The sequence below is a fragment of the Agromyces lapidis genome (assembly GCF_009749405.1).
GTDB classification, from domain to species: Bacteria; Actinomycetota; Actinomycetes; order Actinomycetales; family Microbacteriaceae; genus Agromyces; species Agromyces lapidis.
Window position 1 is genome coordinate 109,974 of sequence record NZ_WBIQ01000008.1, and the last position, 20,928, is coordinate 130,901.

Genomic DNA, 20,928 nt, shown 5'->3' on the forward strand with positions numbered 1-20,928 from the left:
GCTTCCTTATGCCGAGGTGATCGACTGGCCGGCCGAGCCGAGCTGACGCGTCGACTCGCCGACGCGCACGGCCATGGCCGATTCGGCGACCTTGCCCCACGCGCGCGGGTCGTACTGCTTCTTGTTGCCGACCGAGCCGTCGACCTTCAGCACGCCGTCGTAGTTCTGGAACATGTAGCCCGCGACCGAGCGCGTGAAGGCGTACTGCGTGTCGGTGTCGATGTTCATCTTCACGACGCCGTTCGCGACCGCCTCGGCGATCTCGTCGTCGGTCGAGCCCGAGCCGCCGTGGAAGACGAGGTCGAGCGGCTTCTCGCCGGTGCCGTACTTCGCCTGCAGGCCGTCCTGGATCTCCTTCAGCAGCGCCGGGCGCAGCTTGACGTTGCCGGGCGCGTACACGCCGTGCACGTTGCCGAAGGTGAGGGCGGCCATGTAGCGGCCCTGCTCGCCGAGGCCGAGGGCCTCGACCGTCGCGATCGCGTCGTCGAGGGTCGTGTAGAGCGCCTCGTTCGAGCCCTCGTGCTTGACCCCGTCCTCCTCGCCGCCGACGACGCCGATCTCGACCTCGAGGATCGCGTTGATCGCCTTCATGCGGGGGAGGATCTCCTTCGCGATGTCGAGGTTCTCGGTGAGCGGCACGGCCGAGCCGTCCCACATGTGCGACTGGAAGATGGGGTTGCGGCCGGCCTTCACCTCGGCCTCGGAGGCCTCGATGAGCGGGAACACGAAGTCGGCGAGCGCCGGCTTCGGGCAGTGGTCGGTGTGAAGGGCGACGGTGATCGGGTACGACTTCGCGACCTCGTGCGCGAAGCGCGCGAATGCGAGGGCGCCGGTCGAGCGGGCCTTGACGGTGTGGCCGGCGAAGTAGTCGGCGCCGCCCGTGGTCACCTGGATGATGCCGTCGGAACCCGCCTCGGTGAGGCCCTGGAGCACCGCGTTCAGGGTCTGCGAGCTCGAGACGTTGAAGGCGGGGAACGCGAAGCCCTTGGCCTTCGCGGTGTCCAGCATCTCGGCGTACTGCTCGGGGGTGGCGATGGGCATGGTGCTCCTTCGGTGACGACAGTGTGGGTTCGGCACGAGTCTATCGACTTGTCGAGCACGGCTCAGGTGTCGGATGCCACGTGGCGACGCCGCGCGGAGGTGGGGCCCGTCGGCGGGGCAGGATGGAGCCATGAGCGACCCGATCGAACTCGCCGAAGGCGCCCGCGACCGCGACCGTGACCGCGCCCGTGCCGACGTGGCCGACGCCGCAGCGCTCGCCGAGCAGTTGCGCCCCGCCGTGATCGCGGCGGCGACGGCATGCCTTCCGCTCGTGGGGCGCGGCGACGGCGACGCGCTCGACGGCGCCGCGGTCGCCGCGATGCGTGCGGCGCTCGCCGAACTGCCCGTCGACGGCCGCGTCGTCGTCGGCGAGGGCGAGAAGGACGAGGCGCCGATGCTGCACCTCGGCGAACGGTTCGGGCGCGCGGGAGCAGGCGACCCGTCGATCGACATCGCCGTCGACCCCGTCGACGGCACCCGGCTCGGGGCCGCGGGCCGGCCCGGTGCGATGGCGGTCATCGCGGCCGCCCCGCGCGGGGCGCTCTTCGACCTCGGGCCGGCGCACTACCTCGAGAAGTTCGTGACCTGGCTGCCGGGTCTCACCGTCGCTCGGGCCGCCGGGCGTTCGCTGCCCGAACTCGTCGCCGAGCTGGTCGAGGAGGCCGCCCGCGCCCGCGGCGTGGAGCCCCGGGACATCCGCATCGCCGTGCAGGACCGCCCGCGCAACCTGCCGTACCTCGATGCTGTGCGCGCAGCGGGCGCGACGGTCGAACGGTTCGAGCACGGCGACATCGAGCGGAGCCTGGCGGCGTTGCCGGGTGCTGCCGGAGACGCGGGGCTCGACCCGCGCCCCTGGCTTCCGCGTCTCGACGCCGTGATCGGCGTCGGCGGTGCGCCCGAGGGGGTCATCGTCGCTGCCGCGGTGCGTGCGCTCGGCGGCTCGATGCTGGCCCGCTTCGCGCCGCAGTCCGATGGCGAGCGGGAGCGGCTGCTCGGGCACCTGGCAGGAGCGCGTGCGATCGACGCACTCGTCGAACTCGACGAACTCTGCGCCGGGCCGGCTGCCGTCGCGCTCGCCGCGGTCACCGACTGCGAGATCGGCCTCGCCCTGCCCGGCGTGCAGCAGATGCCGCGCGGAGTGCGTGCGCACTGGTGGTCGGCACCCGGCGGCGGGTACGGCTGGGCCGATGCGCTCGATGTCGACGCGGGCGCGCCCGTTCCTGCCAGGCCTGAAGCTGCCGGGCCTTAAGAATGCACATTCTTTCACTGACGAACGGATGAAAACCGGGCCGCTCTCGCCGTCTCGTGCCTAGGCTGGGACACGGACGATCGTCCTTTCCCTCCGGCCTCCGATCGAGGCCGAACGCTGAACCCCGGAGGACCACTCGATGGTGAGCACCGATACCGCCAGCCTCTTCCTGCACCCCGACCGCAACATCGCACTCGAACTCGTGCGCGCGACCGAGGCTGCGGCGATCCGCTCGTATCCGTGGATCGGGCGCGGCGACAAGCTCGGTGCCGACGGCGCAGCGGTCGACGCGATGCGGGCATTCCTCGGCACCGTCAACTTCGACGGCGTCGTCGTCATCGGCGAGGGAGAGAAGGACGAGGCGCCGATGCTCTTCAACGGCGAGCGCGTCGGCAACGGCCGGGGCCCCGCGTGCGACATCGCCGTCGATCCGATCGACGGCACCTCGCTCACTGCGGCCGGCCGCCAGAACGCGCTCTCGGTCATCGCCGTCTCCGACCGGGGCAGCATGCTCGACGCCTCGAGCGTCTTCTACATGGACAAGATCGTCACGGATGCCTCGGGCATCGGCGTCGTCGACATCCGCAAGCCGATCGGCGAGAACCTGCGGGCCCTCGCCGCGGCGAAGGGCAAGGAGGTCGGCGAGCTCCGTGTCGCCGTGCTGAACCGCCCCCGCCACGAGCAGCTCATCGCCGACATCCGCGCCGCCGGTGCCGGCACCCGCCTCATCAGCGACGGCGACGTCGCGGGCGGCATCAACGCAGCCCGCTACGAGTCGCGCATCGACATGTGCGTCGGCATCGGCGGCAGCCCCGAGGGCATCACGACGGCGTGCGCGATCAAGGCGCTCGGCGGGTTCATGCAGGGCAAGCTCGCGCCGCTCGACGACGCCGAGCGCGCCCGTGGCGAGGCCGCCGGTCTCGACTGCGACAAGATCTACGAGCTCGACGACCTGGTGCGCGGCGACAACACCTTCTTCGTCGCGACCGGCGTGACCGACGGCGAGCTCCTCGACGGAGTGCGCAAGAAGGGCCCGATCATCCGCACCGAGTCGATCGTGCTGCGCGGCAAGTCGGGCACGGCCCGCCGCATCGTCGCCGACCACCTCATCGAGAAGTGGCTCGTCGACGCCGACATCTGAGCCCCGAACGCCGAACGGGCGTCGAGCCGACCGAGTCGGTTCGACGCCCGTTGCCGTCAGTGCGGTGCGGTGCGGTGTCAGAGTCCGCTGCGGATCTCGGGGTCGAGGTCGGCGCCGGCGAAGTCGGCGTCGGGCGATTCCGCGTCGGCCGCATCGATCGCCTCCACGGGAACGATGCTCTCGAGCACGACCTCGATCGAGTCGGCCTCTTCGCCGACAGTGACCTCGAGCGTTTCGACGCCGCGCAGCTTGCGCTCGATCGCTCGCGTACGCTGCCCTGCGGCAGCCACGGTGTTCTGCGCGGTCTGCAGCTGCTTGCCGAGCTTGTCCCAGACGAGTGCGTACTTGTTGAACTCGGCCTTCGCGGCGCCGAGCACCTGCCAGACCTCGGAGCTGCGCTTCTCGATCGAGAGGGTTCGGAAGCCCATCTGCAAGCTGTTGAGGAGCGACGCCAGCGTGGCCGGCCCGGTGACGTTGACGTGGAAGTCGTTCTGGAGGCGGCTCATGAGGCCCGGGCGACGGACGACCTCGGCGAACAGCCCCTCGGTGGGCAGGTACATGATCGCGAAGTCGGTACTCAGCGGCGGCTCGATGTACTTCTCCCGGATGGACTTCGCCTGCGCGACCACCGCACGCTCGAGCGCTTTCGCCGCCGACTCGATCTCGGCCTTCTCGCCGGTCTCCTGAGCTTCGAGCAGACGCTCGTAGTCTTCTTGGGGGAACTTGGAGTCGATCGGCAGGTACACCGGACGGTCGCCGTCGCTCTGACCCGGAAGCTTGATCGCGAACTCGACGTTCTCACGTGAGTTCGGCTTGATGACGACGTTCTGCTCGTACTGGTCGGGCGTGAGCAGGTCTTCGAGCTGCCTGGCGAGCTGCACCTCGCCCCAGGTGCCGCGACTCTTGACGTTGGTGAGCACGCGCTTGAGGCCCCCGACATCGGTCGCGAGCGTCTTCATCTCGCCGAGGCCCACCTGCACCTGCTCGAGTCGTTCGCTTACGAGCTTGAACGATTCGCCCAGCCGCTTCTCGAGCGTGCCCTGGAGCTTTTCGTCGACCGTCTCTCGCATCTGGTCGAGCTTGGCTTCATTGCCGGTGCGGAGCTTGTCGAGCTCCTCACGCATGGACTGCTGGAGTTCGACGTGCTTCGCGGCATTCGCGTCGGTCAGCGCCTGGACGCGCTCGGCATTGACGGCAAGCGAGTCGGCCATCGCCTTCTGCAGTTTCTCGACCGTGGCGCGCACCTGTTCGAGCTTCTCGTCGTTCGCGGCCCGCAGCGCGTCGAAGCGGGTCTCGACCGCGCTCTTGAGCTCGGTCTGCGCCGCGAGCGACGACTTCGAGGACGTGTGGAACTTGTCGCTCAACTCGATGAGGGAGCGGTCGACCGTGGTGCGGAGCTCGTCGGACGACGCCTTGCGCGACTCGCGCTCTCGCCCCGACTCCTCAGCCTGCGCGATCGCGGTCGACTGGAGTCGCTGGTCGAGCTGCATCTGCAGCGCGATGAGCTGCTGGGTCAGTTCGCTGCGCTGGGTCGCGAGCTCTTGGCGGAGTTCGCCGCCGCCCGCGCGAACCTCGTCGCGGATCGTCGATGACAGCTGCTGATCGCCGCCGCCGGCGCCACGCCCGAGCTTGAGCCGGATGGCGAGCGCGCCGAGCAGGACGCCCACGATGAGGCCGATGACGAGCAGCAGGATCTCCATGTCATCGAGTGTCGCAGGCGCCGCCGACATCGGTGGATGCCGCGCCCGGTAGAACGATCGGCGGCGGGGGTTCAGGCCGCGTGGGCGGTCGATGGAGGAGCGATGGTGGTCGTGTGTCGGCGCCGGTTGCCCGGTCTGGGGCGTTGTGCCGGGTCGATGTGCACCGGCGGGACGAACCAGGTGAGCCCGCCTTGACGCGGATCACCCAGCCATCGTCGTGGAGGCGGTGGTGATGGTGCGCGCAGAGCATGATGCCGTTGTCGACGTCGGTGTCGCCGCCGTGCCGATTCCACCATCTGATGTGGTGCGCCTGGGTGTGCGACGGAGGCCGGTTGCAGCCGGGCCAGGCGCAGCCGCCGTCGCGTTCGAGCAGCACGGCCTTCTGCGCCGAGCTGAAGAGGCGGCGGGAGCGGCCGAACTCGGTCTTCTCGCACCCGGCGCCGAGGTACAGCGGCGAGATGCCGGCCGACATCGCCAGCTCGCGCACGGTCTGGATCGAGACGGGCTGGTCGATGCCGTCGATCGTCGCCGAGCCGACGCTGCAGGCCAGGGCAGCGGCATCGACGCGGGCGATGACCGACGCCTGCCGGAGCGGCGCAGGCGCGTCGGCGGCGCCGAGCGAGAGGCGGGCGATGTCAGAGAGGGCGTCGGCGTTCATCTGCGCGATCGAGCGGACCTCACCGATCGCAGTATCAGCGGAGCCGGGGCCTGTCGTCGCCTGACCGAAGCCGCGCTTCGCATCGCGTGCGCGGTGGAGCTCGGACCCGACGAGGGTCTCGATCGCGAGCTTCACCGGGGCCCCGTTCGCCGGGTCGAACGCGCCTTGCAGCTGGATCATGCCGGTGCGGTCCTCCCAGATGCGCAGCCCGCGAGCCGCACGGAGCTCGTCTTCACGGGGCTTGACGCCGTCGGGGTCGAGATGGGCCTGCAGGTGCTTGACGAGCCGAATCAGCCCGTCGACGCCGACGGACGGCGCCCGCTCGACGAGCAGGCGCTCGGCATCGACGAGCTTGGAGCGCTCGGCGCGAGGGGCTACCTGGTCGAGGAATCGCCGGATCGTCTCGGCGGCGTCGACGCAGAGTATGCCCGACTCGAGTGCCGCCGCGAGGTGCGGATGCCGCGGCGGCAGGCTCTCGCCGCCGAACGAGGACCGTGGCGCCGTGGCCTCGCCCACGGCGACGAGCTTCGCGGCGTCGTGATACCGGCCGCCGATGGCAGAGGCGATGAGCCGCTCTGCCGAGGCGAAGCCGTGCTTGCGAGCCACGTCGTCGTGGGCACCGGAGCGTGAGCGTGCGGCGAGTTCGGCCGCCGCGCGCGCCTGCAGTGCCTGCACGTGCCGGACGAGGTCGCCCAGCGACTCGGTGACGCGGACGAGCCCGGCGTCGCTCATCATGCGCACATCGGCGCCGGGGTCGACGGAACCACCGAGGAGCGCGCCCCGCCAGGTCGCATCGAGCCCGATGCAGGCCGCGCCGAGCCCGATGAGGGCGGCTGCGGTGTCGTCGGGCATGTCTCGATTCTCTCGGAAATCGGACATCATGGGAACAAAGATTCGAAACTCATGATCGAGCGGTCACATCGGTCGAAGCGAGAAAGGGCGGCCCCGACCATCTGAATCGCCCGCTCGCCCGGCCGTCGCGAGGCGCCTACTGCAGCGCCATCGGGCCGTTCGCCGCACGGTCGGTGGCCACGGCGACCGGTCCGATCGACCCGAGCTTCACCCGCGTGATGTGCGCGAGGCGTTCGACGTCGTCGGCGCCGTGGCGCTCGGCGGCGTGCACGATGATCGCCGCGCAGGCCTCGGCGTCGGCGAGGGCGTCGTGGTGCGAGAAGCCCTCGAAGCCGGCGGCCATCGCGGCGACGGGCAGTCGGTACGAGTCGAGGTGGTAGGTGCGCCGCGCCACCTGCAGGCTGCAGAGCGAGCGGTAGTCGGGCACCTCGAGCCCCCACGCGGCCGAGGTCTTGGCGATGACGCCGAGGTCGAAGGTCGCGTTGTGCGCCACGAGCACGTCGGCGCCCGCGAACTCGCGGAGCGCGGGCAGGTGGGTGCGCCAGTCGGGCGCGCCCTCGACCATCTCGGGTGTGATGCCGTGGATGCGGACGTTCCACTCCGAGAACTCGTCGTGCGGGAACGGCGGCCGGATGTACCAGTGCACCCGGTCGACGACCTGCCCGTCGCGCACCTTCACGAGCCCGACCGAACAGGCGGACGCGCCGGAGGAGTTGGCGGTTTCGAAGTCGATCGCGGTGAAGTCCACTGGCACGAGGACATCGTGCCACGCGTCGCCGACACCGACGGCCCGCGAGCCGGGCGGGTCACGAGACCGGCTCGAGACCTGCGCCGGTTGACGGATGCCCCGGCGCAGGCGTGGAATGGATGCGCGACCCGCGCGACGAGAGGACGAGCCCATGAGCGACGCCCCCGAACGAGGTGCGGGCGAACTCGTCGCCGACCCCGGCGCCCCCGCGACGCGGCGCACTGCGAGGTCGTTCGGCGCCGCGGCATCCGTCTATCGACGGGCGCGACCCGGCTACCCGTCGGAGGCTGTCGAATGGCTGATCGGCGATGCGCGACGCGTGCTCGACCTCGGGGCGGGCACCGGCAAGCTGACCGAGGCGCTCGTCGAGCTCGATCGCGAGGTGATCGCGGTCGACCCCGTCGAGGAGATGCTCGAGGAGCTCGAGATCGCGGTGCCCGGCGTGCCGCGGATCCTCGGCACCGCCGAGGACATCCCCATCGAGGACGCCTCGGTCGACGCCGTCGTCGCGGGCCAGGCGTGGCACTGGTTCATCCCCGAGCGGGCGATTCCCGAGATCGCCCGCGTGCTGCGGCCGGGCGGCGTGCTCGGGCTCGTCTGGAACTCGCGCGACACGAGTGCCGACTGGCTGCGCGAGGCCGGCGAGATCATGCACGAACGACACGACGCGAGCGCGACGTTCGAGTCGTACGTACAGGTGGGGCGGCCGTTCGGCCCGATCGAGGAGCACACGGTGGCCTGGTCGAAGCGGATGACGCGGGCCGGCTTCCTCGACCTCGTGCGTTCGCGGAGCTCCTTCATCACCGCGAGTGAATCAGAGCAGGCCGCGACGCTCGCCGCCCTCGAGACGCTGCTCGCGACGCATCCCGATCTCGCAGGCGCCGAGGAGCTCGAGTTGCCCTACGTCACTCGCTGCTTCCGCACGCGGCTCGGCTGAGCGGCGGACGCGCGCTCAGAACGGGTAGTACGAGAGCACCGGCGCCGTGAGCATGACGATGGTCGTATCGCTCTCATCGGCCCGCAGCGCGACCATGTCGGTGATCTCGCCGCCCGGCGTGGGCGGCACGAGCGACGGGTCGACGGGGTCGATCCGGTAGTCGGACTGCTCGTGCACGAGCGGCGTCAGCGCGGCGACCTCGGTCACCGGTGACCCGACCGTCGGGCCGCTCGCGCTGTGCACCGCGACCCCCTCGACCTCGGGCGCGGTGACCTCGACGAGCGACGGCAGGAAGTAGTCGGCGCGGGGCTTCTCGAGACCGACGGCGTCGCCGAGCGTGAAGGCGCCCCAGGTGTACAGGTCGAAATCGGCGTAGTGCCCGCCGGACCCGTCGCGCAAGGACTTCACCGGGTCGGCGCCGAAGGCGCCGGTGAGGGCCGCGACCGCCGGAGCGACCTCGTCGGCCCAGTCGTGCGTGAACGTCGTCGAGCCCTCGGAGTCGACGAGGCTGAAGCCGCTGCCGTCGACCACGATCTCGGCGGTCTCGGGTTCGGTCGGTTCGGGTGTCGAGCTCGACGCAGCCGGGGTCTCGCTGGGTGCAGGGGTCGCAGGAGCCGGTGCGGTGGCGGCGCAGCCGGCGAGTGCGACGGCGGCGAAGGCGATGAGCGTCAGGCGAAGCATCCTCATGCGCTCAGCATGGCCGAGCCGGCCGCGACGGTGGGTGACGCTCCGATAACGAATCGGCGGCGCTCGCGCCGACCTCGCGACCAGCCGTACCCCGGTAGACTGTGCCCCCGTGGCTCTCACTATCGGTATCGTCGGCCTGCCCAACGTCGGCAAGTCCACCCTCTTCAACGCCCTGACCAAGAACCAGGTGCTCGCAGCGAACTACCCGTTCGCGACGATCGAGCCCAACGTCGGCGTGGTGAACCTGCCCGACCCGCGTCTCGCGAAGCTCGCCGAGATCTTCAGCTCCGAGCGCATCCTGCCCGCAGCCGTGTCGTTCGTCGACATCGCCGGCATCGTGCGCGGCGCCTCCGAGGGTGAGGGTCTCGGCAACAAGTTCCTCGCGAACATCCGCGAGGCCGACGCCATCGCGCAGGTCGTGCGCGGGTTCGACGACGGCGACGTCGTGCACGTCGACGGCAAGGTCGACCCGAAGTCCGACATGGAGACCATCAACACCGAGCTGATCCTCGCCGACCTCGAGACCCTCGAGCGCGCCATCCCGCGCTACGAGAAGGAGATCAAGGGCAAGAAGCTCGACCCCTCGGTGCTCGTCGCGGCGAAGGAGGCGCAGGAGGTGCTGCAGAAGGGCACGCCCCTCTCCGCGGCATCCGTCGACCTCGAGCCCGTCAAGGAGCTCGGCCTGCTCACCGCGAAGCCATTCATCTACGTCTTCAACGTCGACGAGGCAGTGCTCACGGATGACGCGAAAAAGGCAGAGCTCGCCGAGCTCGTCGCCCCCGCCGAGGCCGTGTTCCTCGATGCGAAGATCGAGTCGGAGCTCATCGACCTCGACCCCGAGGAGGCCGCTGAGCTGCTGGCCTCGACGGGCCAGGAGGAGTCGGGCCTCGACCAGCTCGCCCGCATCGGCTTCGACACGCTCGGCCTCCAGACCTACCTCACCGCCGGCCCGAAGGAGTCGCGCGCCTGGACGATCCACAAGGGCGACAAGGCGCCGCAGGCAGCCGGCGTGATCCACACCGACTTCGAGCGCGGCTTCATCAAGGCAGAGGTCATCTCGTTCGCCGACCTCGTCGAGACCGGTTCGGTCGCCGAGGCCCGCGCGAAGGGCAAGGCCCGCATGGAGGGCAAGGACTACGTCATGCAGGACGGCGACGTGGTGGAGTTCCGCTTCAACGTCTGATCAGCTGCCCCTGCCCCGGGTGTTGCGAGGCGTACGCATACGAGAACGGCGCGCCGCTCGTCTGCCCAGTGTGCGGTCACGGCGACCGGGGATTCCCCGGGGGCGCCGTTCCCGACAGAATCGAAGTATGACTGCCGAGCCACTCCTCGGCGACCAGGTGCGCGACGTGATCAGCGAGCTCATCGGGGCGGAGCCCGAGGTTCGACGGAACACCGACGACGCCGTCCACCGGGCGCGCACGCTCACGCGCCGGTTGCGCGCGTTCCTTCCGCTCGTCCCCGGCCGCGACGCTGAGAAGGCGGTGCGCGGCCTCGAGCGCTACGGAGACGTGCTCGGTGCGGTTCGGGACCTCGAAGTGCGCCAGAAGCTGGTGAAGCGGCTGCTCGGGGAGTTCGGCGACGATGGGTCGGACGCCGAGGCTCAACGGCTGGTGAAGGCGGTGAAGCGAGAGCGACGACGCGCCCAACGCGATGTGGTGGACTACCTCGACGGGGCGAAGTACCGCAAGCTCGTCGATCGACTCGAAGCTGTACGCGGGGTCGTCGACGTGCTCGAGGTGTCGGAGGTTCGACACGAGATCCGCAAGCACGCGCGGGCCCTGCGGTACCTCGCCGAAGCGCTCGGTGACGAACAGGCTGCGGCCGCAGGCACGGCGCTGCAGGACGCCATCGGCGACCAGCGTGATCACCTGCTGTTGTCTCGGTGGCTCGACGCCGAGGCCGAATCCGACGAATCGATCCGCGGAGTCCGAGATGCCGCGCGACGGCAAGCTGAGGAGATGTCGGGCGTTCCGGCTCAGCGCGGAGGATCGGCGGCCTCGGACGCCGGCAGCGCCGGGTAGTCGGTGGGGTAGACGCCGATCGCGAACCCGTACACCGTCTCACCCGAGCGCGGCAGCCGGTCGAACTCCTCCACGAGTTCGGCCATGCGCGCCCAGAACTCCGAGGCCTGATCCTCCGAGATGCGTGCATGACGGATGAAGCCCCAGAGCTTTCCCTCCTCGAACGCGGTCGCAGACTCCCGCGCGGCGACCTCGAAGTCGTTGAAGTCGCCCGATGCCGCTCCGCCGACGGATGCGGGTACTGCCGCGATGAAGAACATGCGCGCCGCGCGGCCGTAGAAGCGCTCCTCGATCGCCCGCACCTTGCGCGTTCGCACCACCTGGAGGAGGCCGTTCCGGGCGAGCACGTCGACGTGGTGGGCGACCGTGCTCTTGGGGCGCTCGACGGCCGCCGCCAGCTCGGTGACGGTCGCTGCGCGCTCGTGGAGCAACTGCAGGATCGTGGTGCGGAGCGGGTGGCCGATGGCCTTCACCTGCGCGGGCTCGGTCAGCGCCATCCGATCGGCGAGTTCGTAGCCAGGAGGGTTGTCCGCCATGACCGAACAGACTAGCATCGTCGAATGATCCAAAAGAGTCGATCAATTGGAGAGGGAAACCGCTGACATGGCCGAAGTGCTGCTCTACCACCACATCCAGGGCCTGACCGACGGCGTGCGAGCGTTCGCCGACGAGCTCCGCCAGGCCGGCCATGTCGTGCACACGCCCGACCTGTTCGACGGTCGCACGTTCGACAGCATCGAGGAGGGCTTCGCGTTCGCGCGCGAGGCGGGCTTCGGGGCGATCCGGGAGCGCGGCGCCGCCGCTGCACAGGAGCTCGGCCCAGAGCTCGTCTACGCCGGGTTCTCCTTCGGGGTGACGACCGCCCAGCGGCTCGCGCAGACCCGGCCCGGTGCCCGCGGGGCGCTGCTCATGTTCTCGTGCATTCCGGTCGCCGAGTTCGGGGGAGCGTGGCCGGAGGGGGTTCCGGTGCAGATCCACGGCAAGGAGGGCGACGAGTTCTTCGACGAGGACCTGCCCGCCGCGCGCGAGCTCGTCGGCTCGACGAGCGACGCCGAGCTCTTCGTCTACCCCGGCGACCAGCATCTCTTCGCCGACTCCTCGCTCGACGCCTACGACGCCGAGGCGTCCGCGCTGCTCATGGAGCGGGTCAAGGGGTTCCTGGCCGCGGTCTGAGCCGAGCGGGGCGAACCGCTCGTGCAACGATGTCGAGGTGACCCTTCCGACGCCCACTCTCGAAACCGAACGACTGCGACTGCGTCCTTTCGCAGACGCCGACGCCGACGTCCTCTTCGCCCTGAACAGCGACGCTGAAGTGCTCCGCTACTGGGACTCTCCGCCGTGGACCGACCGGACCTCGGTCGAACGCTTCATGGTCGGATGCCGACGGATGGAGGAGGAGGGCACCGGCGCGCGCGTCGCGATCGAACGGAAGAGCGACCAGGCGTTCGTCGGCTGGTGCACCTTCAACAGCTGGAATCCGGACTTCAAGAGCGCGTCGCTCGGCTATTGCTTCACGCAGGCGGCCTGGGGGCACGGTTACGCGACGGAGTCGGCTCGGGCGGTGCTCGCTTGGGCCTTCGACGCGCTCGACCTCAACCGGGTGCAGTCAGAGACCGACACCCGCAACCTGGCCTCCGCCCGAGTGCTCGAGAAGCTCGGCTTCGAACGTGAGGGCACGTTGCGCGAGGACTGCATCGTCAACGGCGACGTGTCCGACAGTTGGGTGTACGGACTGCTGCGGCGCGACTGGGAGCGCTGAACGCGCGAGCGACGACGACGCCTCAGACCGCCGTGAGCTCGGACGCCGCGTCGAGCGCGAGCGCCGCGGCACGGCGTCCCTCGGCGATGAGGCGCGGCGCATCCGCCATCGTCCACTGCGCCATGCCCTCCATCTCGGGCTGGACGAGCACGACAGAGGGGTCGCGCACGAGGTCGGCGGTGCGGCTCACCGTGCGCATCATGCGGACGTTCTCGAACTTCGCGTGCAGGCGCACGACGATGACGCGCGAGGCGCCGAGCTCGCGTGCGGCCGAGAACGGGACGTTGTCGACCATGCCTCCGTCGGCGAGGAGCGCACCATGGCGACGGACCGGTGCGAGCAGGCCCGGAACCGCGATCGTCGACCGCAACGCCACGCTCAGGGGACCGCGGTCGATGGTCACCGCGCGACGGGTGAGGAGATCGGTGGCGACCGCGCCGAAGCGGCGTGGGAGTTCTTCGATCAGCGGATCGCAGCCGAACACGCGTCGTACGCCGTCGTCGATCGCACGCGAGTCGAGCAGCCCGAGCCGCGGGGCGAACGACCAGCGGGCGATCTCCCGCCACCGGAACGCGAGGGCGACGCGTTCGATCTCCGTCGCGTCGAAGCCGGCTGCGTAGGCCGCGGCGATCAGCGCGCCCGAGCTCGTGCCGACGGCGATGCCGGGGCGGATGCCGCGGGCCTCGAGCTCCTGCAGTACGCCGACGTGCGCGGCGCCGAACGCGGCGCCGCCACTCAGCGTGAGCCCGAGGGCAGGGTCGTCGCTCGCAGTCACGTCCGGCTTCTCCGATCTGTCTGCTGTCGACCGTATCCCGTCCATGTGGGGCGATGCTGTGCGGCCGCGGTGAGAACCCTGAGTGCCGGACGCGCTGAAGGCGGCATCACGGGGTTCGGGCGCGCGGGGCCGGTACTGTGGAACGCATGAGCGACGCCCTGCCTCCGTGCCCCGAGTGTGCGAGCGAGCACGCCTACGAGATGGGCGCGCTGCTGGTCTGCCCGATGTGCGGCCACGAGTGGGTTCGGGGCGAGTACGACGAGGATGCCACGCCCGACGCGGGATCGCGGGTCATCACCGATGCGGTCGGCAATGTGCTCGCCGACGGCGACACCGTCACCGTGGTCAAGGACCTCAAGGTCAAGGGCGCGTCGGGCACGATCAAAGTCGGCACGAAGGTGCGGGGCATCCGACTCATCGACGGCGTCGGCGACCACGATCTCGACGGCAAGGTCGACGGGTTCGGGCAGCTGCAGTTGAAGTCGGGCGTCGTCAAGAAGGCGTAGGGCGGCACCGATGGCCGTGGAGGACGTGCGCGAGCGTTATCGTTCGCGTGCCGCCGAATACACCGAACTCCTCGGCTCGGTCGACGACATGGCCGCTCAGGATCGAGCACTGATCTCCGAATGGGCGGCCACGATCGACGGCCCCGCGATCGATGCGGGCTGCGGCCCCGGGCACTGGACGAAGTTCATCGCCGATCACGGCGTCGCGGTCGAGGGCGTCGACATGGTGCCCGAGTTCGTCGAGGTCGCGACCGAGCGGTTCCCTGACGTGACCTTCCGGCTCGGCAGGCTCGAGTCGTTGCCCGTCGATGTCGGCGGGCTCGGCGGCGTGCTCGCCTGGTACTCCGTCATCCACACCGATCCGGCCGACGTGCCCGCGATCCTCGCGGAGTTCGCACGTGCCATCCGACCCGCAGGAACGCTGCTGCTCGGCTTCTTCGAGGGCCCGCGACTCGAGCCGTTCGACCACGCCGTGGTCACCGCCTACTTCTGGCCGGCTCCCGAGATGCGGTCGGCGCTCGACGCCGCGGGGTTCGACGTGGTCGAGACGCACACCCGCACCGACCCGGGTCATCGCCCGTACGGCGCGATCCTCGCCCGACGTCGCTGAGACCGCGGCCACCGAACGTGCGATCGACGAGCGAACGACGTGCGGGTGCGATCTCCGTCGTCAGCGCCCCTGGCGCTTCTTGTATGGCTTCGGCTGCCCCTTGACGATGGGCGCGCGGCCCTTGCCCTTCGAGGCCTTCGCCTTTCCGCCGGCCTTCACCGGCTTCTCGACAGGAGGGGGCGCCGCGGCGATCTCCTCCCTGGCCTCGGGAAGCAGCGCGATCCCGAACTCGGTCAGCCGGGTTCCGCCCTGCCGGGTGAAGAGCGGGTGCCCGAGCTCGGTCTCGAGCTTCTCGATCGAGGAGTAGAGCGAGGCGAGCGGGATGCCGAGGGAGTCGGCGGCGCGGGGGAAGTGCAACTCCTCGGCGACTGCGACGAATCGTCGTAGCAGGGTGATGTTCACGGGGAGCCTTTCGTCGGTGCACGCGAATCGCGGCCGATTTCAGGGTACGTGAGTCGGTGCCGGACGTCGCGCACCCCGCGTGGCTGCTCGAGCCGCCGGCGGTTCACCGCAGGTCGCCGAGCCGTGCCGCGATGCCCTGCTCGGCGCCCGCACGTCGCTCGGTCGTGACGGCGATGATGAGCAGCACCGCGCCGACGACGGCGAGGGTGATCCACCAGGGCATCGACTCGATGCCGCGGCCGATCTGCACCGCGAAGACGACGACGTTTTCGATCGGCAACACGATGATGCCGATGAGGAACGGCGCCGCGAGCTTCTGCGCCGAGCCGATGAGGATCGCCGTGAGCGCGAACAGGATGACGAGGATGGCCCGCCACGTCTGCGGGTCGGTGAACGTCGCAGCGATCGAGGCCGAGAGCAGCACCACGAGGCCGGGTACGAGCAGCGCCCAGGAACCCCGCCATCCGGCCGGCCACGCCGTGAGGTGTGCAGCGAGCGAGCCGCCGCCCTGCGCTGCGGGCGCCGCCGCAGCATCACCGCCGCGCCGCAGCGCGACCACACCTGCCGCGAGCAGCACGACCCCGAGCGGCAACGAGAACCACTCGACGCGCAACTCGCGCGGACTCCACGCGACCACCGCGGTCACGAACGCGAGAGCGAACACGAACCACACGGGCGGCAGGATCGTGCGGGCGGCGACCGAGCGCACGGCTGCGAGCAGCATGATCGCGAGCAGGGCGAGCATGAGCGCCCACATCGACCAGATCTCGGGCCATTCGGGGCGGATAGCGGGCCACGCCGCGACGGCGACCAAGGCAAGGGCCGGCGCGGTCAGCCAGCGCGAGCGCGAACGCAGGGCGTCGCCCGCGCCCGCGGCTCCGATCGCGCGACCGGCGATGAAGGCGGCGAGGGCGCCGAGCAGACCGACGCCGGTGCAGACGAGCACGAGCGGGAGGCCGGCGAGCGGCGAGCCGGGCGTGCCGTCGATGCCGAGCCGAGCACCTTGCAGCGCCGCTCCCGAGGCGGCGACGATCGCGGCCGTGAACACGGGTGGTCGCAGCATCCGGCGTCGCGCGGTGCGCGCAGCAGGTCCGACGTCGCCCGCGCCGCCCCGACCGAGCACCAGCCCCGTCGCGACGAGCAACCACGCCGCGCCGATCAGCGCCCATCCGCGTGCATCGGCGGCGAGGCTCGCCCCGTCGCCCTCCGCGATCGAGAGGAGCACGACGGCGAGGGTCGGCACGACCGCGACGAGCAGGCCGGATGCCACGAGCGGGACGCCGCGCGCACCGCGAACGGTGAGCACCGCGCCGACGAGCGCAGCGCCGAGTCCCGGCGGCACGAGGTACGCCTCGACCTCGGTGACGCCGGCGAGACCCCACGCGCTCCAGAGCGCGCCCGTGAAGCTCGCGCCCGCGAGCCACCAGCCGAGCCGGCGGCGCTGCACGACGGCCATCGCCGTCGCGCCGAGGCCGAGGACGACGAACACGACGAAGGTCGTCTCGAGGCCCGCCGCACTGCGCACGAGCGAGAGCAGCACAGCGATCGCACCTGTCGCGAGGGTCGAGACCTCGAGGGCGACGCGAGCAGAGCGAGTCGGCACGGCGCCGAGCCCGCGGCGTTCGAGCGTGCGCCCGATCGTGGCGCTTGTGGGCAGCACCGTCGCAACGAGTACCGCGATGACGGGCAGCACGACGGGGGACGCGCTGCCGGCGAGCACCTCGGCGCCGAGGCAGACGATGACGACCGCGGCGCTCGGCACGACGAGCGCGGCCGCCGCGGTGCGCAGGGCGAGGCCGAGCCCGGGGCGTCGGCTGACCACGAGCGTCACGGCGAGCAGCAGCATGAGCCCGGTCGACAGGGCCGTCCACCCGCTGCGCTCGAACATGACCTGCACGATGCCGATGCCGAAGGGCACGGCGGCCACCGCGAGGATCGCCCACCAGGAGCGGGCGCCGACGCGTGCCAGGAACGTCGCGACGATCGCGACGAGCAGCCCCGCGGCGGTCGTGAGGCACCACTGGGCGATGCCCGCGAATGCGGTCGTTCCGAGCACCGTCGCCACGACGGTCAACGAATAGGCGAAGCCGGCGCCGACGTAGATGAAACGAACCCCGGCGGGGGCGATGAGCGCGAGTGCGGCGACCCCGACGAGCACCGCGATCCCGGCCCACGGCTGCGTCGAGGCGTTCGTGGTCGCGAGGACCGCGCCGAGCACGACGGTCAGGTGCGCGCCGCCGAGGAGCGAACCGCCGACGAGCGTGCGCGGTCGCAGCACGGCGACGAACCGCAGGAGCACGGCCACCGTCAGCGTGAGGGCCAGCACGATCGCGATGCGCGCACCGAGCGCGAGGGCGGGGATGCAGGCGAGCTGCAGCCAGGCGAGCATGCCGAGCAGCACCGCGGTGGTGCCGAACGCCCCGTCGACGGCGATCCGTACGACGGCGACCGGTTCGACCTCGTCCGAGTCCGCATCGCGTGCACGCCGGCGCGAGGAGATGACCGCGAGCGCGGCCGACCCGAGCGCCGCGGCGGCACACGCCGCCGCCACGCCGACGACGTCGGCGGGCGACTCGATCGGCGGTCCGTACGGTCTCGGCGAGATCGAGCCCACGAAGGTGACGAGCACGGCGACCATACCGGCGACCGTCGCCGGGACAGCGGATGCCCCGGCCGCGAGCAGTGCTCCGGCGCTGAACGCGCTCGGCACGAGTCGGGGCAGTCTCGGCATCAGCAGCCATGCGGCGATGACGCCGAGTTGTGCGCTGCCGACGAACACCACGAGGATCCAGGAGTCGGGGACGTCGTCGAGTCCGGTTCCGAACGGCAGCACCGCGATCGCGACGACTCCGGCGAACCCGGCGACCGTGCTCCAGAGCCCGCGAGCCGGGCGCCGTACGGAGATCGCGCCCAGCACGGCGACGGCGGCGAACGCGCCGGCGACGAGCAGCCAGAGGGTCGTGCCCGTCGGGGTCTCGACGAACGGCAGGAGCATGAGCGTGAGCGGGACCGCCGCGACCTGGATCACGGTCAGCGTGCGCTCCTCGGCGTGGAGGGGCCCACCGAAGCGCCGCGCGACACGGCGGGCGAGGGCGATGAGGGCGAATGCGGTGAAGGCCGTGGCGAGGTGTCCGGCGAGCGCGGCGCCGGCCGTTCCTCCGGCGTAGCCGAACATGGCCGGCACTGTGGCGAGCGCCGTCAGCGACGCCCAGAGCCAGATGCGGATGCGCGCGAGGAGCCCCAGCGCCGCCATCGCCGTACCGCCCACGAGCGTGCCGAAGGCGGCGGCCAGCCACGCGCTCGCCGGATCGCCCGCGAGCTCGACGAACGACGAGACATCCAGGGCGACGAAGACGAGCCCGAGGCCGCCGACCGACTCGGCGGAGAAGCGCAGGCCGCGCCGTGCGAGCCACCATGCGCCGCCGAGGAACACGAGCGTGATCGCGGCGAGGATCGCGCTGCGCACGCCGTGGTCGACGAGGTCGGGGTTGAAGAAGGTGAAGACGACGGCCGCGACGGCGAGGAGCCCCGCGCCCGCGACGGCGAGCACCGACTGGACGGTCGCGGTCGAATCGGGCCGTGAGGCGGGCGGCGTCGCGATCGGCGCGGATGCCGCGGGGCCGGCCGCTGCGGCAGGAGGGGCCGCCGTGGCATCCGGTGACGCGATCGGGATGGCTGCTGCGGCCGGCACGGCGACCCGGTCGACGACCGCCTGTCGTCCTCGGATCGCGGCCGCCGCCTGCTCGGACGCCGCCACGAGTTCGGCGCCGAGCGCGGCATCGACGAGCGCGCCGCACGTCGGACAGCGTCCGTCGCGCAGTCGATCGCCTGCGCACACCGGGCAGGCGGTCGCATCGAGCAGGTAGGCGATGGCGGCGTCGCTCCAGCCGCGGGTGGGGGAGTACCCGGGCAGGGTCATGCCGACACCTCCGGTTCGGGCTGGGCCGGGGCATCCGCGTCGTCGGGCACCCAGCGCAGGATGTCGCCCGGCTGGCACTCGAGCACGCGGCAGATGGCGTCGAGCGTCGAGAACCGCACCGCCTTCGCTCGGCCGTTCTTCAGCACGGAGACGTTCACCGGGGTGATGTCGATCGCGGCGGCGAGATCGGCGACCGACATCTTGCGGCGGGCGAGCTCGACGTCGAGATCGATGACGATGGCCATCAGACGACCTCGGAGAGATCGTGCTGCAGCTGGGCGGCATTCTTCAGGAGCCCGCGCATGACGCCGACGAGGAGCGCGAGCCCCGAGCCGACGACGATGCCGAGGGCGCAGAGCAGCTGGACGGAGGGGTTCGCGACGCCTGCCGTGAACAGCAGCACATCGGCGACCACGATCAGCAGCGTCGCCGCGATGATCGCGCCGAGGATGAGGTCGACCCAGCGGAAGGCGTCGGAGCTGAAGATGTTCTGCTCGCCGACCATGGAGAGCAGCCGCCACACGCAGAGCATCACGATCTCGACGCACACGAGGAACAGCACGGCGATGACGATGCCGGGAACCTGGAGTCCCGCGAGTTCGGGATAGCCCGCGGCGAGATTGCGGGCGGTGCCCGGGACGAGGAAGAGCTGGCAGGAGACGAGCAGCAGGAGCATCAGGGCGATGAGTGCCTTGAGCGCGAGAAGGGTTGGCCGTTGCATGCGAATCCTATCGATAATCGGTAGACACCTATCGAGAAACGATACACACGGGACGATGAAAGCGATAGCGGCGGGGTTTCGGTGTCGAGTTGCAGGATGTTTCGCGGGACCCGCCGCGGTGGGGCGGCGTGTCGCTCGCATGCTCGTGCAGCTCGTCGGCGTGCGCGACGCGCCGGACGTGCGTGACACGACGACCGGGTCGCAGCCGGCGATCAGTCAGCCGTGCGCTGCTCCTCGCGCAGCCGCGGCTCGACCCGCTGTGCGGGCCGCACGCCGGCCTTGTCGGCGTAGAAGGCGCGGATGCGGTCCATGTCGGCGGCGACGTCGCCGGTCAGCTCGAAGGTCGGACCGAGGCCGGTCGTCATCGTCGTACGGTCGACGTAGCCGAGCGTGACGGGCATGCCGGTCTCTCGGGCGATGCGGTAGAAGCCCGACTTCCAGTACTCGTGCGCGCCTCGGGTGCCGTCGGGGGTCACCACGAGTCCGAAGACCTCGCCGGCGCGGATGCGCTCGACGACCTCGCCGACGACGCGGCTCGGGTCGGCGCGATCGACGGGGATGCCGCCGAGCCCGCGCATGATCGGACCGCGCCAGCCCGTGAACAGGCTCTTCTTGCCGAGCCAGCGCACGTCGATGCCCTTCCGCCACGCGATGGCGAGCATGAGCACGAAGTCCCAGTTCGAGGTGTGCGGCGCCCCGACGAGCACCGTGGGGCGCTTCGGGGCGGGCTCGCCCGCGAGGGTCCACCGGCTGAGAGCCCAGTAGACACTGGAGACGAGACGACGCAGCATCCGGCAACCGTATGCGATCGCATATGTCTGCGTCGGTATGCGTGACCTTCCGCGTCGCGCCCGCCGAACTGGGGCAGGATGTCCCAATGAGCAACCCCGTCACCGTGCACCTCCGCTACGAGATCGACGCCGACAAGACGCCCGAGTTCCGCGAGTACGGCCAGCGATGGATCCGGCTCGTCGAGCGCCTCGGCGGCACCCACCACGGCTACTTCCTGCCGAGCGAGGGCGACAGCGACGAGGCGTTCGCCCTGTTCACCTTCTCGTCGCTCGCCGCGTACGAGCAGTACCGCCTCGCCGCCGAGACCGACCCGGAGTGCGTCGAGGCCTACCGCTTCGCCGTCGAGACGAAGTGCATCCGCCGCTACGAGCGCCGATTCCTCGCGCCCGTCTTCGAGTAGGTGATGC

Annotated in this window: 22 protein-coding genes; 10 read left to right on the forward strand and 12 right to left on the reverse strand. The window is 70.7% G+C overall.

From position 1 onward, the window contains the following. Positions 1-6: 6 nt before the first annotated feature. On the reverse strand, positions 7-1,041 hold the full coding sequence (gene fbaA / locus GQQ93_RS13365; RefSeq protein ID WP_157424729.1) for a class II fructose-bisphosphate aldolase: 1,035 nt from the start codon (positions 1,039-1,041) through the stop codon (positions 7-9). 130 nt (positions 1,042-1,171) lie between these two features. On the opposite strand from fbaA, the gene GQQ93_RS13370 reads away from it, so the two are divergent. After that, positions 1,172-2,290, forward strand: a complete 1,119-nt coding sequence (locus tag GQQ93_RS13370; RefSeq protein ID WP_170296201.1) for a fructose-bisphosphatase class II — start codon at positions 1,172-1,174, stop codon at positions 2,288-2,290. A 139-nt stretch (positions 2,291-2,429) separates the two neighbouring features. Further along, complete coding sequence (glpX, locus tag GQQ93_RS13375; protein WP_157424731.1) at positions 2,430-3,431, forward strand: class II fructose-bisphosphatase; 1,002 nt, start codon at positions 2,430-2,432, stop codon at positions 3,429-3,431. A 77-nt stretch (positions 3,432-3,508) separates the two neighbouring features. On the opposite strand, the gene GQQ93_RS13380 is transcribed toward glpX, so the two are convergent. From GQQ93_RS13380 to GQQ93_RS13390, 3 genes are all read right to left on the reverse strand, one after another. Next, positions 3,509-5,131, reverse strand: a complete 1,623-nt coding sequence (locus GQQ93_RS13380) for a DNA recombination protein RmuC (protein WP_246192323.1) — start codon at positions 5,129-5,131, stop codon at positions 3,509-3,511. Between the two features lies 1 nt (position 5,132). After that, positions 5,133-6,641 (reverse strand): HNH endonuclease signature motif containing protein, encoded by a 1,509-nt coding sequence (locus GQQ93_RS13385; RefSeq protein WP_157424733.1) that lies wholly within the window; start codon positions 6,639-6,641, stop codon positions 5,133-5,135. Between the two features lie 136 nt (positions 6,642-6,777). Then, entirely contained in the window at positions 6,778-7,395 is a 618-nt protein-coding gene (locus tag GQQ93_RS13390) for a 3'-5' exonuclease (RefSeq protein WP_157424734.1), read from the reverse strand. A 145-nt stretch (positions 7,396-7,540) separates the two neighbouring features. On the opposite strand from GQQ93_RS13390, the gene GQQ93_RS13395 reads away from it, so the two are divergent. Further along, positions 7,541-8,326 carry a class I SAM-dependent methyltransferase gene (locus GQQ93_RS13395; RefSeq protein WP_157424735.1) on the forward strand — a complete coding sequence of 262 codons (786 nt, stop codon included), beginning with the start codon at positions 7,541-7,543 and terminating at the stop codon, positions 8,324-8,326. A 15-nt stretch (positions 8,327-8,341) separates the two neighbouring features. Here the strand turns inward: GQQ93_RS13395 and GQQ93_RS13400 are convergent, their stop codons facing one another. Further along, the gene (locus tag GQQ93_RS13400) at positions 8,342-9,013 is read right to left on the reverse strand and encodes a hypothetical protein (RefSeq protein ID WP_157424736.1); all 672 of its coding nucleotides are present in this window, start codon (positions 9,011-9,013) and stop codon (positions 8,342-8,344) included. A 109-nt stretch (positions 9,014-9,122) separates the two neighbouring features. Here GQQ93_RS13400 and ychF point away from each other — a divergent pair, with 109 nt between their 5' ends. Continuing rightward, entirely contained in the window at positions 9,123-10,196 is a 1,074-nt protein-coding gene (ychF, locus tag GQQ93_RS13405; protein ID WP_157424737.1) for a redox-regulated ATPase YchF, read from the forward strand. A 127-nt stretch (positions 10,197-10,323) separates the two neighbouring features. After that, entirely contained in the window at positions 10,324-11,037 is a 714-nt protein-coding gene (locus tag GQQ93_RS13410; protein ID WP_157424738.1) for a CHAD domain-containing protein, read from the forward strand. Here the strand turns inward: GQQ93_RS13410 and GQQ93_RS13415 are convergent. Further along, the gene (locus GQQ93_RS13415; RefSeq protein ID WP_157424739.1) at positions 10,992-11,573 is read right to left on the reverse strand and encodes an ArsR/SmtB family transcription factor; all 582 of its coding nucleotides are present in this window, start codon (positions 11,571-11,573) and stop codon (positions 10,992-10,994) included. The two genes, GQQ93_RS13410 and GQQ93_RS13415, sit on opposite strands and share 46 nt — an antisense overlap. 67 nt (positions 11,574-11,640) lie before the next feature. Here GQQ93_RS13415 and GQQ93_RS13420 point away from each other — a divergent pair, with 67 nt between their 5' ends. Together GQQ93_RS13420 and GQQ93_RS13425 are read left to right on the forward strand one after the other, a co-directional pair. Further along, complete coding sequence (locus GQQ93_RS13420) at positions 11,641-12,210, forward strand: dienelactone hydrolase family protein (RefSeq protein ID WP_157424740.1); 570 nt, start codon at positions 11,641-11,643, stop codon at positions 12,208-12,210. Between the two features lie 37 nt (positions 12,211-12,247). Further along, a complete protein-coding gene (locus tag GQQ93_RS13425; protein ID WP_157424741.1) occupies positions 12,248-12,796 on the forward strand; it encodes a GNAT family N-acetyltransferase in 549 nt (182 codons plus the stop codon). 22 nt (positions 12,797-12,818) lie between these two features. Here the strand turns inward: GQQ93_RS13425 and GQQ93_RS13430 are convergent, their stop codons facing one another. Then, a complete protein-coding gene (locus tag GQQ93_RS13430) occupies positions 12,819-13,571 on the reverse strand; it encodes a patatin-like phospholipase family protein (protein ID WP_170296202.1) in 753 nt (250 codons plus the stop codon). Between the two features lie 146 nt (positions 13,572-13,717). On the opposite strand from GQQ93_RS13430, the gene GQQ93_RS13435 reads away from it, so the two are divergent. Together GQQ93_RS13435 and GQQ93_RS13440 are read left to right on the forward strand one after the other, a co-directional pair. Further along, positions 13,718-14,077, forward strand: coding sequence for a zinc ribbon domain-containing protein YjdM (locus GQQ93_RS13435; protein WP_157424743.1), 360 nt, complete (start codon positions 13,718-13,720; stop codon positions 14,075-14,077). A gap of 10 nt (positions 14,078-14,087) precedes the next feature. Further along, positions 14,088-14,687: a class I SAM-dependent methyltransferase gene (locus GQQ93_RS13440; protein ID WP_157424744.1), complete on the forward strand. Its 600-nt coding sequence runs from the start codon at positions 14,088-14,090 to the stop codon at positions 14,685-14,687. Between the two features lie 60 nt (positions 14,688-14,747). On the opposite strand, the gene GQQ93_RS13445 is transcribed toward GQQ93_RS13440, so the two are convergent. The 5 genes from GQQ93_RS13445 to GQQ93_RS13465 form a co-directional block, all read right to left on the reverse strand. Further along, positions 14,748-15,089, reverse strand: coding sequence for a LysR family transcriptional regulator (locus tag GQQ93_RS13445; protein WP_157424745.1), 342 nt, complete (start codon positions 15,087-15,089; stop codon positions 14,748-14,750). A 103-nt stretch (positions 15,090-15,192) separates the two neighbouring features. Then, a complete protein-coding gene (locus GQQ93_RS13450; protein ID WP_157424746.1) occupies positions 15,193-19,008 on the reverse strand; it encodes an SCO7613 C-terminal domain-containing membrane protein in 3,816 nt (1,271 codons plus the stop codon). Beyond that, positions 19,005-19,253 (reverse strand): helix-turn-helix domain-containing protein, encoded by a 249-nt coding sequence (locus tag GQQ93_RS13455; RefSeq protein WP_157424747.1) that lies wholly within the window; start codon positions 19,251-19,253, stop codon positions 19,005-19,007. Before GQQ93_RS13455 ends, GQQ93_RS13450 begins: the two co-directional genes overlap by 4 nt. Next, positions 19,253-19,729, reverse strand: a complete 477-nt coding sequence (locus GQQ93_RS13460; RefSeq protein ID WP_170296203.1) for a DUF2975 domain-containing protein — start codon at positions 19,727-19,729, stop codon at positions 19,253-19,255. The genes GQQ93_RS13455 and GQQ93_RS13460 overlap by 1 nt, the downstream gene beginning before the upstream one ends. 212 nt (positions 19,730-19,941) lie before the next feature. Continuing rightward, positions 19,942-20,520, reverse strand: a complete 579-nt coding sequence (locus GQQ93_RS13465) for a 1-acyl-sn-glycerol-3-phosphate acyltransferase (protein WP_157424749.1) — start codon at positions 20,518-20,520, stop codon at positions 19,942-19,944. A gap of 86 nt (positions 20,521-20,606) precedes the next feature. On the opposite strand from GQQ93_RS13465, the gene GQQ93_RS13470 reads away from it, so the two are divergent. Continuing rightward, on the forward strand, positions 20,607-20,921 hold the full coding sequence (locus GQQ93_RS13470; protein ID WP_157424750.1) for an NIPSNAP family protein: 315 nt from the start codon (positions 20,607-20,609) through the stop codon (positions 20,919-20,921). The last annotated feature ends 7 nt before the right edge of the window (positions 20,922-20,928 follow it).

Excerpts from the sequence above, each read along its gene's own strand:
- GQQ93_RS13370 (WP_170296201.1), top strand. The coding sequence starts at position 1,172 with ATGAGCGACCCGATCGAACTCGCCGAAGGCGCCCGCGACCGCGACCGT.
- GQQ93_RS13435 (WP_157424743.1), top strand. The coding sequence starts at position 13,718 with ATGAGCGACGCCCTGCCTCCGTGCCCCGAGTGTGCGAGCGAGCACGCC.
- GQQ93_RS13455 (WP_157424747.1), bottom strand. The coding sequence starts at position 19,253 with ATGGCCATCGTCATCGATCTCGACGTCGAGCTCGCCCGCCGCAAGATG.
- GQQ93_RS13400 (WP_157424736.1), bottom strand. The coding sequence starts at position 9,013 with ATGAGGATGCTTCGCCTGACGCTCATCGCCTTCGCCGCCGTCGCACTC.
- GQQ93_RS13420 (WP_157424740.1), top strand. The coding sequence starts at position 11,641 with ATGGCCGAAGTGCTGCTCTACCACCACATCCAGGGCCTGACCGACGGC.
- GQQ93_RS13460 (WP_170296203.1), bottom strand. The coding sequence starts at position 19,729 with ATGCAACGGCCAACCCTTCTCGCGCTCAAGGCACTCATCGCCCTGATG.
- GQQ93_RS13450 (WP_157424746.1), bottom strand. The coding sequence starts at position 19,008 with ATGACCCTGCCCGGGTACTCCCCCACCCGCGGCTGGAGCGACGCCGCC.
- GQQ93_RS13395 (WP_157424735.1), top strand. The coding sequence starts at position 7,541 with ATGAGCGACGCCCCCGAACGAGGTGCGGGCGAACTCGTCGCCGACCCC.
- GQQ93_RS13410 (WP_157424738.1), top strand. The coding sequence starts at position 10,324 with ATGACTGCCGAGCCACTCCTCGGCGACCAGGTGCGCGACGTGATCAGC.
- GQQ93_RS13380 (WP_246192323.1), bottom strand. The coding sequence starts at position 5,131 with ATGGAGATCCTGCTGCTCGTCATCGGCCTCATCGTGGGCGTCCTGCTC.
- GQQ93_RS13385 (WP_157424733.1), bottom strand. The coding sequence starts at position 6,641 with ATGCCCGACGACACCGCAGCCGCCCTCATCGGGCTCGGCGCGGCCTGC.
- GQQ93_RS13470 (WP_157424750.1), top strand. The coding sequence starts at position 20,607 with ATGAGCAACCCCGTCACCGTGCACCTCCGCTACGAGATCGACGCCGAC.
- GQQ93_RS13415 (WP_157424739.1), bottom strand. The coding sequence starts at position 11,573 with ATGGCGGACAACCCTCCTGGCTACGAACTCGCCGATCGGATGGCGCTG.
- GQQ93_RS13440 (WP_157424744.1), top strand. The coding sequence starts at position 14,088 with ATGGCCGTGGAGGACGTGCGCGAGCGTTATCGTTCGCGTGCCGCCGAA.
- glpX (WP_157424731.1), top strand. The coding sequence starts at position 2,430 with ATGGTGAGCACCGATACCGCCAGCCTCTTCCTGCACCCCGACCGCAAC.
- fbaA (WP_157424729.1), bottom strand. The coding sequence starts at position 1,041 with ATGCCCATCGCCACCCCCGAGCAGTACGCCGAGATGCTGGACACCGCG.
- GQQ93_RS13465 (WP_157424749.1), bottom strand. The coding sequence starts at position 20,520 with ATGCTGCGTCGTCTCGTCTCCAGTGTCTACTGGGCTCTCAGCCGGTGG.